The 13,850-nt window shown below is 50.8% G+C and carries 9 protein-coding genes; 8 read left to right on the top strand and 1 reads right to left on the bottom strand.

Annotated features, from left to right (window positions below):
• Window positions 1–210 precede the first annotated feature (210 nt).
• The 6 genes from D328_RS0111690 to D328_RS0111665 all read left to right on the top strand — a co-directional run bounded on the left by D328_RS0111690 (window position 211) and on the right by D328_RS0111665 (window position 6,931).
• Window positions 211–945 (top strand): MBL fold metallo-hydrolase, encoded by a 735-nt coding sequence (locus D328_RS0111690; RefSeq protein ID WP_018885197.1) that lies wholly within the window; start codon window positions 211–213, stop codon window positions 943–945.
• A 21-nt stretch (window positions 946–966) separates the two neighbouring features.
• A complete protein-coding gene (locus D328_RS0111685) occupies window positions 967–1,854 on the top strand; it encodes an HAD family hydrolase (RefSeq protein WP_018885196.1) in 888 nt (295 codons plus the stop codon).
• Between the two features lie 280 nt (window positions 1,855–2,134).
• Window positions 2,135–3,133: an ABC transporter substrate-binding protein gene (locus tag D328_RS0111680; protein WP_051091140.1), complete on the top strand. Its 999-nt coding sequence runs from the start codon at window positions 2,135–2,137 to the stop codon at window positions 3,131–3,133.
• 2 nt (window positions 3,134–3,135) lie between these two features.
• On the top strand, window positions 3,136–4,914 hold the full coding sequence (locus D328_RS0111675; protein ID WP_018885194.1) for an ABC transporter permease: 1,779 nt from the start codon (window positions 3,136–3,138) through the stop codon (window positions 4,912–4,914).
• Window positions 4,915–5,090: 176 nt separating this feature from the next.
• On the top strand, window positions 5,091–6,143 hold the full coding sequence (locus tag D328_RS0111670) for an ABC transporter ATP-binding protein (RefSeq protein ID WP_018885193.1): 1,053 nt from the start codon (window positions 5,091–5,093) through the stop codon (window positions 6,141–6,143).
• A gap of 5 nt (window positions 6,144–6,148) precedes the next feature.
• A complete protein-coding gene (locus tag D328_RS0111665) occupies window positions 6,149–6,931 on the top strand; it encodes a Cof-type HAD-IIB family hydrolase (protein WP_018885192.1) in 783 nt (260 codons plus the stop codon).
• 482 nt (window positions 6,932–7,413) lie between these two features.
• Here D328_RS0111665 and D328_RS0111660 read toward each other — a convergent pair whose 3' ends face one another.
• A complete protein-coding gene (locus D328_RS0111660; protein WP_018885191.1) occupies window positions 7,414–10,164 on the bottom strand; it encodes an endo-beta-N-acetylglucosaminidase in 2,751 nt (916 codons plus the stop codon).
• A gap of 318 nt (window positions 10,165–10,482) precedes the next feature.
• Between D328_RS0111660 and D328_RS0111655 the strand changes: the two genes are divergently transcribed.
• Window positions 10,483–12,336 carry a sensor histidine kinase gene (locus tag D328_RS0111655; RefSeq protein ID WP_018885190.1) on the top strand — a complete coding sequence of 618 codons (1,854 nt, stop codon included), beginning with the start codon at window positions 10,483–10,485 and terminating at the stop codon, window positions 12,334–12,336.
• Window positions 12,329–13,834 carry a response regulator transcription factor gene (locus D328_RS0111650; RefSeq protein WP_026281137.1) on the top strand — a complete coding sequence of 502 codons (1,506 nt, stop codon included), beginning with the start codon at window positions 12,329–12,331 and terminating at the stop codon, window positions 13,832–13,834. Before D328_RS0111655 ends, D328_RS0111650 begins: the two co-directional genes overlap by 8 nt.
• The last annotated feature ends 16 nt before the right edge of the window (window positions 13,835–13,850 follow it).

Genomic DNA, 13,850 nt, shown 5'->3' with positions numbered 1-13,850 from the left:
AAATTGACAAACGCATGACACAACAATAACAGAGGGTAATTACAATTGTAATCGTTCGGAACAAATGTAAAGGACGAGAACAGATGTCGCGAACAAAATAACAGATGCAATCAGCACACAGGCTTCTCAGTTTCGCCATAGTAGTTGATCGACATATCTTCTATTGGGAGTAGGAGCCATGTAAGGGGAGCAGAAGCAAGAGGTGACAACATGAAGGTGAAGATATTGGGCTATTGGGGCGGATATCCCTCTGCTGGAGGAGCTACTGCCGGATATTTGGTTACAACGGATGAAGGGCACATTCTGCTGGATTGCGGGAGTGGTGTGATGAGCAAGCTTCCTGCCGAGGTGAAGGTAGAGGATTTATCTGGCGTTATTTTATCGCACCTCCACCATGATCATATGGCAGACCTCGGAGTGCTGCAGTATGCGGCGGCTGGCGCTATACGCAATGCCCGGATGCAGCATCGACTGAAGCTCTTTGCACCGAGTGAGCCTGTAAGCATGCACCAGAGTCTCTATGGGGAGCACACGGAGGTACATACCATTGATCCGTTCGTGAAGATCAGGCTGGCTGGCGCGGAGATTGAATTCGTCCCGGTGGAGCACACCATTATGTGCTACGCCATCCGCATTACCTATGGTGGCAAGGTGCTGGTCTATTCCGGCGATACCTCGTACTGTGATTCATTGATTGAGCTGGCGCGGGACGCGGATATTTTCCTGTGCGAGGCTACAATCTGTGAGGGGAGTGTACATACCTCGGGGCAAGGACACATGAATGCGTTACAGGCAGGCACGATCGCAGGTATGGCTAACGTCAAGCAGCTTGTGCTTGTTCATCTGCCGAGTGATGGTAACCTGGAGCTCATGCGTCAGGAAGCAAGGCGGGTATTCCAGGGTCCTGTTGATATCCCGGAGCCACTGCGGATGTACACGATCTAACGAGGAGGAAGGAGACACAGGATGTACAAGTTGTTGGCACTGGATATGGACGGCACACTGCTGAATCCTGACAAAATGATCACACCACATACAATGGCTGCCATACGTAGGCTCATGCAGGAGGAGGTGCTCGTCACCATCGCCTCTGGGCGCTTCCCGGCCTCGGTATGGCTGCATGCGAGAGAGGTAGGCATGAACTTTCCGCTCGTAGCTCTCAATGGTGCAGTAACACTGGACGCCATAACGGGGGAGTTATTGGAGGGAACACCTCTCTTGTCTGAGCAGGTGCTGTCCTTACTGGAGCGGATCGAGGAAGCTGGCGCTTATGTGCACTTCTATGGCTACAATGTGCTGTATGTTCGCGAATTAAATGATATGAATCGGCGCTGGCCGTTGAATAATGTGGTCGTTCGGCCCCAGCGTGAGCTGAATGAAGCCAATTACCGTGATCAGACGATGCTGATTCAGGTAGAGGATGTTGGCGGAGATTTTCGTTCGTTCGTGCAAAATCGTCAACCCGTGCTCTACAAGGCGGCAGTTATCTGCCCGGATCATGCCAGTCGTGAACAGCTCTATGAGGAGCTGGAGCGTCAAGGCTCTTATGAGCTGTCGCGAACCGGAACCCTGCGCTTTGATGTCAACGCCGCGGGAGTCACGAAGCGAGGGGCACTGGAGAAATTGTGTGCTCAGCATGATATTAGGCGAGAGCTCGTTGCTGCAGCCGGGGATTATGACAATGATCTGGACATGCTGCAATGGGCAGGACTTGGCATCGCGATGGGGAATGCTGAGCTGCATGTGAAGGAACGAGCTGCAGTCGTTACTGGGACGAACCGTGAAGACGGAGTTGCACAAGCCATTCATGGCTATCTGCTGCACTCCGGGTTAACTGCTGCCTCAGAGAGCTGAGAGAGATAGCGTTTTATTCACTAATACAATGTATTCACCACTATACGACAGCTATATAGATTGAACCTGTATTAATGAGGAAGGGTATGAGCAACGTCGTTTACATGGGAGAACCCTGGAGATAACAGCGACCGGATGACCAGATGTTCACCGCAGTTGCACGGACCCGAACTCTCAACATGTTCAGCTCAATCTATATAGGTAGAAGCTATACACACCAAAGGAGAGATTAATCGTGATTCCATTCAAAAAAACAGCAATTCTTCCCCTGCTTGCAGGTATGTTAATCTTTAGCGGCTGTGCTTCTCAAGGACCGACCGCTTCCCAGCCAAGTGACAGCGGCAATGGTGCTGCTAACGAAATCTCTGGCAATCTGTCATTCTACACCTCTCAGCCTGAGGAGGATGCCGGCAAGCTGGCAGATGCCTTCAATGCACAATACCCTAACGTGAAAGTGAACATCTTCCGTTCCGGAACCGAGGAGGTTACGGCCAAGCTTCAGGCTGAGCGCCAAGCTGGCAAGATTCAGGCAGACGTCTTGCTGCTTGCGGATTCGGTTACTTTTGAGAGCCTCAAGAAGGATGACCTGTTGTTGTCTTATAAATCCCCTGAGCTGAGCGAGATTCCAGCAGCACTGGTAGACCCGGATGGCATGTATGCTGGAACGAAGGTCATGGCGACTGTACTGGCGACCAACACCCAGAAGGTAACGACTGCACCTGATTCGTGGCAGGCTTTGGTCGCTGCCGATAGCAAGGATGCCAGCATCATGCCAAGCCCGCTGTACTCGGGAGCTGCCGCTTACAACATCGGGGTATTCAGTCGTACTGATGGCTTCGGATGGGACTACCTGCAACAGCTGAAGGATAACGGTATGTCCGTTATTAAAGGTAATGGGGCCGTAATGAAGGCTGTCGCCAGTGGCGAGAAGTCCTATGGACTTGTAGTAGATTATATGGTTGCCCGTGAGAAGGCCAAGGGTTCCCCTGTAGAGCTGACCTATCCTAAGGAAGGCGTTCCAGTGATTACAGAGCCAATTGGTATTATGAAGGATGCAGCGAACGTACCTGCCGCTCAGGCATTTGTAGACTTCGTATTGTCTGAAGAAGGACAGAAGCTGTCTGCTGAGATTGGGTACGCTCCGATTCGCAAAGGTGTAGCACCTCCAGAGGGGCTGAGAAGCATTGAAGAGATGACGATGCTGTCTGCTGATCTGGTACAGCTGACTGATGAGCGTGAGGCAGACAAGCAGCAGTTCATCAAGGTATTTGGAGAGTAAGCATGGAGCAAATGGAGCCGGTGTGGACGGATAGAACACAATCTGGTGAGCGATCACTGACAACCTCCAGAAAAGGGCGCACGCCCTTTTCTGTGCTATTGGCGTTATTTAGCAACAAACGAATACTTACGCTGCTGGGAGCCATCGCGGTATTGATCTTGTTCGTGTACCCGATTTTGAAGCTGATTCTGCTGAGCTTTCAGGGAGAGCAGGGCTGGACGCTTGCTCATTATATGAATCTGTTACAGCAGGACCGATTCTGGACGACGATGCGCAATACAGCTGTAATCGTGCTGGGCTCTACGGTATTATCCGTGGTGCTGGGAGCCGCCTTTGCATGGATCGTGGCTTATACGGATATTCCGCATAAGGGACCGCTGCATATGGCAATCCTGCTGTGCTTTATTTTGCCTTCGTATGTATTGACCCTGTCCTGGTCCTCCTTCATGGGGCCCCAAGGCTGGGTGGCGAAGCTACTACAAGGGATTCATTCCGATCTTGCACCGTGGAGCATGTATAGCATGGGGGGGATTATTTTTGTGATGGGCATCCATCATTTCCCCTTGGTGTATTTGTTTACGGTAGACGTCTTCCGTAAGATTCCGCGCGATCTGGAGTGGGCGGCAAGAGCAGGAGGAGCGACCAGACTGAATACGCTGCGCCGCATCACTCTGCCACTTGCCTTGCCTGGCTTGACTGCAGGTGGACTGCTGGTGTTCCTGGCCTCACTCGACAATTTTGGTATCCCCGCTTTTCTGGGGAGCCCGGTCAATATTTCGGTCCTGAGCACCTTGATCTATGAAGAGATTATTGGCTTTGGCCCGACGGCCTTTGCGCGAGGAGCCTCGCTATCTGTACTGCTAGGTCTGGCAGCGGTGCTGGGAAGCCTGCTGCAATGGCTGCTATTGCGCAAGAGCCATGCCTCGGACACCATCCAGCCGGATCTGACTCCACGCTATACGCTGGGGAGAATGAGCAAGCCATTATCCTTCATTCTGTGGGGCTTCCTGTTACTCATTACTGTAGTGCCGCTATCGTCGATGATCTCCATGTCGCTGAAGAGAGCCTACGGTCTGGGGCTGACCGCTGAGAACTTCACACTGGATAATTATCGATACATTTTACTGGAGAATCAGCGGGTCTGGCAGGCGATTCAGAACAGTCTTGTGCTGTCTGCCGTGACGATGGTGGTATGTCTTGTGATCGGTTGCGCCTTTGCTTATATGCGGGTGCGTAGACCGAGTGCCTTCAATAAGGCTGCCGAGCTGGCAATGGCTGTTCCTTATACGCTACCGGGCATCGTGTTTGCCCTGTCCATGATTCTGGTGTGGATGGAGCCTATCCCTGACTGGAACCCCGGTATTTACGGCTCGATGACCATCTTGTTCATTGCTTATATTTGTCGCTTCCTGATCCTGCAGGTCCGTTCAGGAGTTACATCGTTCATGCAGTTGGATGTGTCTATGGAGGAGGCTGCCCGCATCTCGGGAGCGGGAGCATGGCGTAAATGGACAGCTATCCTGCTACCACTACTGCTACCAGGCATTCTCACTGGAGGGATGCTGGTGTTCCTGACGGCACTGACCGAGCTGACGGTATCGGCACTGCTGTATTCATCAGGCTCGCAGACGATTGGCGTTACGGTCTTCGGCTTCGAGCAGGCGGGAGATACGCTGTATTCGACGGCATTGTCCAGCCTCATCGTAGCCCTGATTGCGGTAGGCGGAGCATGCATGCTACTGGTTCAGCGGTGGGCGACACGTCGAGGCTATAAAGCGTAAAAGTCGAAGTTACAAAGCTTGAATAGGTAAAGATATGGTAGAGGGAAAAAACAGAACTGAATATACCGAGCTAAATCATGGAGTTAAATACACGGAATTAAATACACGGAATTAAATACACAGGGCCAAGTATATCTAAGTATATAAAGGTAAGGAAATGAGACGGGAGTGGTGGCATGAGCATCGAGATCAGGCAGGTGAGCAAAGCATTTGGCTCCTTTCAGGCCTTGCATAGCATTAACTTAACGATTGAGGAAGGGGAGTTCGTAGCGATATTGGGGCCATCGGGCTGTGGTAAAACGACGCTGCTGCGTATCCTCGCTGGCTTCGAGCAGCCGAGCGGTGGCGAGGTACAAATGGACGGGCGTATTGTCGCAGGAGCAGATCGGTTGCTTCCCCCGGAAAAACGCCGAATCGGCATGGTATTTCAATCCTTCGCTCTCTGGCCGCATATGAATGTGACAGAGCATATTCGTTTTCCGATCCGCACGCACAAAGACACCCCTGTGCACATTCGCAATCAGGAGGAGCAGCGCATCCGGCAGGTGCTGGAATTAACCGGATTATCGCACTTGGCAGAGCGAATGCCGCATGAGCTGTCTGGTGGACAGAAGCAGCGAGTAGCGATTGCACGGGCCTTGGCCTCGGAGCCTTCCTTGCTGCTGATGGATGAGCCCTTAAGCAGTCTGGATGCGATGCTGCGAATGGATATGCGTCGTGAGATTCAGCAGGTGCACCGCAGTACGGGATCGGCAATCGTCTATGTCACCCATGATCAGGGAGAGGCTCTGGCGATGGCAGACCGAATTGTCGTCATGAAGGATGGCCGGATTGAGCAGGCGGGGACTCCGCAGGATATTTATTTGCGTCCAGAGACGGAATTTGTCGCCAGATTCGTGTCCAAGTCCAATCTGATTCAAGGTCGCTGGAGTGGCAGTAACTTTATCCCTGAAGGGAGCGCTAACACGGTATGGGACGGGACAGAGGTCGCCGGATTTTTCAAGCAGAATGGCCTATACCCGGTACGTCCCGATCAATTCCTGCTGCGCGCAGGCGGAGAGGATGGAATTCCTGGTGAGATCGTCAATGTACAGTTTCAGGGTAAGGAATTCCACTATGATATTCGCTGTGATCAGCATCAATGGGAGGTCATTTCGCCACTGGCCTTCCGGCTCCATGACAGAGTGAGTCTGAGTCTGGCTGATACTTCTGTGCTGCTGGGAGTGTGAACGTTGTGGGGGAGAGAGCTGACAAACTTATTTTATTCGATATTGACGGTACACTGCTGGATCACAATCACCAGGTCCCTTCCTCGGCGAAAGCGGCTGTAGCGGCATTACAGGCTGCTGGTCATACCGTTGCGCTAGCTACCGGACGATCTCCATTTATGTTGGAGCAGCTTAGATTGGAGCTTGGCCTCAGCTCCTATGTAGGCTTCAATGGACAATATGTGGTGCATGAGGGAGAAGTAATCTACATGAATCCACATGCTACAGAGCTGCTTCGTGAACTGGCGGCATTCGCTGCTGAACGCAATCATCCACTCGTTCATCTGGATGCGGAGCAGATGAGCTGCAGTCAGGCGTATCATCCATATGTGGAGCAGTGCATGAGCTCGCTGCGGGTGGAGCATCCTGCATGTGATCCGTTATTTTATGAAGGAAGAGCGATCTATCAGACGATGCTATTCTGCACGCAGGAGCAGGAGGAGGCTTATCGTAGCCGCTTCAATAATCTACATTTTGTCCGCTGGCATAGTTACTCTATGGATGTGCTTCCAGCAGAGGGCTCCAAGGCTGCTGGCATTCAAAGGCTGATGGCAAGGACAGGCTTCCGCCCTGAGGATACGATTGCCTTCGGAGATAACTATAACGATATGGAGATGTTCAGTTACGTCGGCTGCGGCATCGCTATGGGGAATGCACCTGAGCCAGTCAAAAGCCTGGCAGCATATGTGACGGTAGAGGCTCATCAGGACGGAATCTGGCGCGGGCTGCAATGGGCGGGGTTGATTTAAGACGAAGCGAGTAGTCGATTATTAAAAAAGAAATACGATTCAATTATAGTAAAAGGCTCACTTCAATCAATGAAGTGAGCCTTTTGTAATTCATCAATCATAACCTAAATGGTTATGTCTTGATAGCTAATCAAGACTACACGGATAAAACAGCCATCCCTAAGGAAAGAATCGTGCAAGTGAACTTTACAACAGTGGAGACATTTTTCAATCTAAGAATATCGCCCTCTAAGCTAAAGGTTCCAAGTCAACTTGAACCAGAAGATTGGGATGTTATAAAGAAAGAGGCTAAGCGCCTCTTACCATGAAAAAAGCATTGTACTGACAACATATCTTGTGAAACAAATATCTAAAATCAACAAAGAAGCGGACACTCTGATTAGAGAAAATCCGCTTCTTTAGTTTTTTTGCAGAACGAGTTTATGCTACTGCCGCTACGATTCCGCCTAACCTTCTTCTAAGACGCTAATGCTACCCATGGTCTATCTCAGAATGGTAGTAGCCCGATTTCCGGCGTAGTCTTCAATGACCAGCTTCAATGTACTCGTCCCCGACGAAGGGGTGAAGGTTAGCTCTTTAAGCTGCGTTCTCCCTCTTAGAATATACGGGAACTTCTTGCTAGTGTAGGTAACGGCAAATTGGCGAGGAATATCATCCTCATATACATAGAGACGATGCCAGTCGGTCAAGGTAGGCAGAGCGAGCGTATAGGTCGAGCCTGCTACAGTAACCAACTCTTTAGCATAGGGCGTAATCTCTCGATCAGCCAATTGACCTGTCACGGTGATTGGAGCCTGGCCGTCAATGGCGATATTCAAAATATAATGTTCTCCATTCTTCGGCAGATCAGTGATGACCGCCTGCTCTTCGTTAGCGTCTACCTGCACTGCTGTACGGAATGGCTCGTTAGTATATTCGGTCTCTAGTGTCAGATCGATCATACCCGATACGTCCGTCGGATTGTTCCAGGTCACGGTTGCATCTCCGTATACATCGAAAGCCACGTCTACGTTCTGGACCCCGCTGGTCAGATCATAAGGCAATATAGTTGGCTCGCTTTCGGTACCGTCAACTCCGACGGCTGTAATGGACAGCTCTCCGCGTGGATGTCCCAGCGATTTGATGTAATACATCGAATCGTAGATTCCGCCTACATAGGAGCCGTTCTCGTACAGATTATACTGCTTCACCTGATCATAGTCCTCCATATCCCAGGCCACGACCATTTCGCCCGTATTCGTCAAAGCCTTGATGATTGTGAAGCCTGTCGGTGCCTCAGGAGTGGTCGCGGAGCCGTCTGTAATCCGCAATTCGCCGATATTCATTTGATAATCAGGAATGAAGCCGCCATTGTTATTGAAGGATAGCCCCATAGCAGCGATGGTCTTCCCTGCATATGCGCTCAGATCAAGAGATGCGGTCTTCCAGCCTTGGGTCTGCTGACCGGATTCCGGTACCTCGACTTTGAACACTCGGCCCGGCTCATCTGTGAAGATCAGACCAAGGCTCAGCGAGGAGGTGTCCGTGGCTGTAGGCTTGTTATATGTCAGCGTGGCCTTGGAGCCCTCGTGAACCGCCAGCTCCGTCTTGAACAGACGCAGGACATTCTCCGCGTCCAGCTTGCCATTCACCACAAGCGAACTGCCGCCATTGTAGGCGCCGAGAGCCTGGTAATGATAGCGCGCGCCCTTCTCGTATTTCGTTCCGTAGTCGAAGTCCACGTCGAGCCGTTCTCCGTCAGTATCGATCCACCACTGCCAGGTTACGGGAATGTCCTGAATATTGATATTGGACCATTCCTGATTACTGGAGACGATGCCATCCTTCACATATTCCAGACCATGTCCCGTATTGAAGCTGGTGGCAAAATGATTACCCTTAATGACGGAGCGCTCGGCAATGTATGCAGCGATTCCATCCCAATTCGAACCTGATGCATAGACGTCAGCCAGTTGGGTGCTTGAGCTGCGTTCGGCTCGCGTCGGGTCCTGATTCGGCCCGGACCACCACGCCCGGTCACGGACGAACGTCATCCATTGGTACGCGCTGTCCGCTCGATAGTTGGTGCCTGGACTCCCCATATCCTCATCCAGTCCATTATGAGTGAAGTCCGCACCTAGCGTAGCAATGCTATTCAACGGTTGCCCACCCTCATCCAAGTTCCAGCGCAGATCATATCTCTGCTTCCAGCGACCGAAGCTATCATTGCCGCCCTCTACACCCGCGAAGACAGCTTCCAGCGGCTCAAGTCCGAGGCTGTTGGCATGTGCTTGGGATTTTCGCAGCTTGTCAGGAGTCCACCAGTAATTCAGGAAGATCGAATCGGATATCTGGCCTAGGAGAGCATCCTTCACGAAGGGACTGTTCGCGGCATTAAACTCATTCTGATAACTGATTTTTCCGCTGATATCCACCGTGGAATCATACCATTGGACATACATACCTTGATCTCTCAAATATTTCATGAACTTCTTATAGGAAGGAATATCCTCGGGAGCAACGCCTCTGGCGACTTCCTCCTGGTTGAAGAAGTATCCGTCATAGCCATAGTATCTAGCCATTTCTACCAGCTTCTTGGCAACGGGGAATTCCCCGTTCCCATCCTGTACCAGCATTTGCTTATAGGTCTGCGGGCCACGGTCATTGTCCGAAAAAAAGATGTTGGCGATCGACAATACCCCGTTTTTGTGAGCAGCGTTCGTGTAGGCCGGATTCGGAATGTTCAGGATGCCGAATTCGAAGTATCGTTCGGTCCAATCCTTGTTCGGATCGTACAGCTCTTCAGGTACACCTGCGGACGCCATCCCGTGCCAGTATCCATAATAGTCGGTATACTGCCAATAATTGTACAGATACTGGGCGAATTTGTTGGTGTACGGCGTACTGTCGAAGAAAGCATTGCCGTAATCCCCGCTCATGGTGAACAACTGCGTATCCGGGCTTAGCTCAGGATTTGCCTGGGTAGGAGCAAAGGCGGTATTGCGGGACTGCAGTGGCACACGTGCCCGTAGCAGGTCTCCGTAGATATCGCTTTCCGGGGTCCAATCCATAATCTGTGCACTGGTATAGCCATGCTGGTATGGTTGATTGTCTCCCTTGGCACTGATGCCTTCATAGGGCAACGTATCTCCGGCAAAAGCCGAGGCGGCAACAAGCTGACTGAGCAATGCAGCCGTCAATGTCAGCGCAGTCACCTTGGACATGCGCTTGGGTAATAGCTTTTTGCGTGTCATGAGCGTCCTCCTTTGAATAATCAGAATAGTATTATGAATTCGCTTTCATAATTCTCGCAGGCTTATGGATAAACATAATGGAAGTAAGCATTTTCAAATAGGGTCAAATTAAAGATTTCAGGTCCAAACTAAAGAAAATATGGACGTGTAAGGTAATTGGCAGGAAGCAAGTGCTATACTTTTCGGTAAATAAGCCTTGTGCTAGTCATATCCATCGAATGATGCAGCATGCTGGAAAAAATGATATTGAATGCATACTGTGAGCTGGTATTTCCTCAGGGAAAACAGACTTCAGGACATAGGAGGTGGAGCAGTCCAATGAAAAATGTATGCGTTTACAAGGATTTGATTAAAAACAACATGTTCATGAGGATGCTGCTTATTTTCTCGATCATCTCCATGATCACGATCATTACGCTGTCTTACATAGTGTTCCGTAGCATTGCGGATTCCACCGTACGACGTGAACTGGAGGTACAGCGGGCCGCGATGGAAAGTGTGGACCGCTATATCCGCCAGCAGTATGAGATGGCACAGGACATGGTGAGGGATCTGCATCGGAATGAGGCGTTGTCAGTGAATACGTCCTATTTTATGGAGCATCCCTACCCTGACTATGTTGAGCACCTGACGGAGGGGTTCTATACGAATCGAGATAATTACTCAACGGACACGCAGGCCCATTTTCAGCAGCTGGTGGATGAGCATGCCAGCATTCGCCATGTGCTGTTGTATAGCGCGGAGGAGCAGTATCTTGCGAGCTTTAGCAAAAATGTACCCTTCAAGCAACGATATGTGAATGCGGCACATTCCTATGTTCCTGATGTGATGGCGATGGAGACCCCCGCAATAAGTGCACCGAACCAATGGGTCCGCAGAACGATCGGTGAGCTGGAACCGGCACTCCTGTCCATTCGAATACCACTCAATAATAAGCAGACGCTTCAAAATATCGGGCAATTCCTCGTGTTCCTGGACTCCCGGTCGATTGACCAGTCTCTGGTGAGCTACTCGAACAGCCTGAAGGGGGAGATTGTTGTGGTGTCCGCGAATGGGAAGGTCCTATATGATTCCAGCGGACAATACTATGGACGCACCTACCCCCTAGTGAAGGTGGAGGAGGCCTTATTCGATAGCAGCGGCACTGGTTCAATCGACATGGTGCAGGATCGATATATTAATCAATTAATTTCGGCTGATCAGGGCTATGTCGTGATTGGTAGCGTACCGACAGGTGAAATTGCTGCCAGCTATGCAGGCATCCGCAGCACAATCCTGTCCATCAGCATTCTCTGTCTGTTATTTGCGATCATGGTACCTGCGTTCTTCATTATTAATTTTGCCAAGCGAACACGCAGAATTATCCGCTTTATGCAAAAGGTGAAGGAAGGCGATCTGTCAGCGCGTATACAGGATTCCCGTGAGGATGAGCTGGGTCAGATCGCTAGCAGCTTCAATGACATGCTTGTAGAGCTGAATCACTATATAGACCGTGTCTATAAGGCAGAGATAAGGCAGAAGGAAACAGAGCTGGTTGCACTGCAGGCGCGGATTAATCCCCATTTTCTATATAACACGCTGGAGGTCATCCGTATGAGGGCCGTCTCCCAAGGGGCCAGGGATGTGGGGGATATGATCTATAGTCTGTCAGTTCTGTTCAAGAGCCAGGTACAGCAGAAGAAGAATCATACCCTTAAGGATGAGCTGGAGGCATGCCGCCTCTATCTGGAGCTGTTCCGCATCCGCTATAAAGATCATTTCATTTATCGGATGAAGGTGGATTCCTCACTCTATGCTTATCCGGTTGTGAAGCTGTCTCTGCAGCCTATTATCGAGAATTATGTTATTCACGGCATTCGGCCAGATGGACCGAGCAATAGACTGGATATTGAGGTAAGCATATTTGCGGACAGACTGCAGATTGAGGTGCGGGATAATGGCAAAGGAATTACAGCAGAGCGCCTGGCTGAAATTCGGCAGGAGCTGGAGCTTCATGAGGAGTCTGGCAGAATGTTCGGATTGCGCAGCGTGCACAGTCGCTTACGGTTCCTGTACGGGCCGGAATACGGCATTACCTTGGATAGCGAGCCCGGGTCAGGTACTCGGGTACTGATTCATTTTCCAATTGAACAATCATATATAGAAGAGGGGACAGGTGCTGCGTGTGTATAAGGTGTTCATTGTAGATGACGAGCCGTTCATCATTGAAGGTCTGTATGACATTGTGGATTGGGCAGCCTTCGGGCTGGAAATTACGGGTCATGCGGGGAATGGTCAGCTGGCACTGGAGTGTCTGTCCTCCCAGCGTGCGGATATTCTGATCACCGATATTTCCATGCCTATACTCAGTGGTCTGCAATTGATCCGTGAGCTGAGACGAGCCCAGCCTGAGCTGAAGGTCGTTATTTTGAGCGGCTTTAATGATTTTGATTACCTCAAAGAAGGCATGAAGCTGGGAATCGACAACTATCTGCTGAAGCCGATCAATACGGAGGAACTGGAGGCAACGCTGCAAAATATCGTAACCAATCTGGACAGACAGAGGCCAGGAGACGCTCACGGTATCCAGGTGCTGAAGGATAATACGCTGTATCGGCTGCTAACCGGACAGATTGCATGCCGCGAATTCGAGGAGCGCGCTGAGTTCATGGGTATCCAGCTGGACAGCCCTTTCATTGGAGTGGCTTCCCTGCGAACGGGCCCGGCACAGGCCGGGCTATTTAACGTAGTGGAGCAGCGGGCACGCGAGACATCTGGATTAACTCTGTTCCATGATGTAGACGGAGATACGGTGATTATTGCCGAGCTAGCGGATGCAGACGAGTGTATTCAGGCATTTCGCAGTTGGCTTGACTCGTTGGTAGCTGATCTAATCGAAGAACACCCGTCTTTGTTCATTGGGATCGGCAGTGTTGCGCAAGGGCTGGAGGAGGCTCCTGCCAGCTATCGTGAAGCCAAGAAAGCGATGGAGTATGTCATGGTGTATCCCGAACTAAGAGTCATGGATTATGTTCAGCTTGGTGCGAATTCTGGCTCGACGGCGGCTTTTGCGGTGTCATGGAACGATTATGTGAAGCTGATGATGACCCGCAATCAAGAGGAGCTCATTGCGAAGATTCGCATGGATTTTGAACAGCATAGTGACGGAATCACTCCGGATGAGCTACAGCATGCCGCCCTCGAGCTGGTCATTCGCTTCAAGATGGAGCTGGAGCAGCTTAAGCATACGGATGAGTCGGCCATGTTCAAGGAGGGACTTCACCAGGTGCTATCCAGTACGACCTTGGAGGAGCTTATCGTGGCTCTGCAGAGGGTCGCTGTGACAGCTGTGCAGTCCCTGCTGCAGGATATGAAGAATCCAACGGTCAGTCAGGTGCTGAATCATATTCATACTCACTATGCGGATGAGTTGTCCCTCAAGCTGCTGGGTGCACAGTATCACCTGCATCCCGTCTACCTGGGCCAATTATTCCAAAAGGAGACTGGAGAGACCTTCGCTGAATACATCAATAAGTATCGTATCGAGCGGGCCAAGGAGCAGCTCAAGCATACAACCTTCAAAGTACATGAGATTGCCAGAAACGTGGGCTATTGGGAGACGGGTTACTTCTATAAGCAGTTTCGCAAGTATGTTGGCATTTCACCTACCGACTACAAAGTGCTGGGTTAGGCCCATAAAATTTTAG

Source organism: Paenibacillus massiliensis 2301065 = DSM 16942, assembly GCF_000377505.1.
GTDB classification, from domain to species: domain Bacteria; phylum Bacillota; class Bacilli; order Paenibacillales; family Paenibacillaceae; genus Paenibacillus; species Paenibacillus massiliensis.
Note: the sequence above shows the minus strand (reverse complement) of the source record. Positions and strands in the feature narration are given on the sequence as shown.

What these genes read in the sequence shown, in the direction of transcription:
- D328_RS0111690 (WP_018885197.1), top strand. Translation starts at nt 211, where the DNA reads ATGAAGGTGAAGATATTGGGCTATTGGGGCGGATATCCCTCTGCTGGA.
- D328_RS0111685 (WP_018885196.1), top strand. Translation starts at nt 967, where the DNA reads ATGTACAAGTTGTTGGCACTGGATATGGACGGCACACTGCTGAATCCT.
- D328_RS0111680 (WP_051091140.1), top strand. Translation starts at nt 2,135, where the DNA reads ATGTTAATCTTTAGCGGCTGTGCTTCTCAAGGACCGACCGCTTCCCAG.
- D328_RS0111675 (WP_018885194.1), top strand. Translation starts at nt 3,136, where the DNA reads ATGGAGCAAATGGAGCCGGTGTGGACGGATAGAACACAATCTGGTGAG.
- D328_RS0111670 (WP_018885193.1), top strand. Translation starts at nt 5,091, where the DNA reads ATGAGCATCGAGATCAGGCAGGTGAGCAAAGCATTTGGCTCCTTTCAG.
- D328_RS0111660 (WP_018885191.1), bottom strand. Translation starts at nt 10,164, where the DNA reads ATGACACGCAAAAAGCTATTACCCAAGCGCATGTCCAAGGTGACTGCG.
- D328_RS0111655 (WP_018885190.1), top strand. Translation starts at nt 10,483, where the DNA reads ATGAAAAATGTATGCGTTTACAAGGATTTGATTAAAAACAACATGTTC.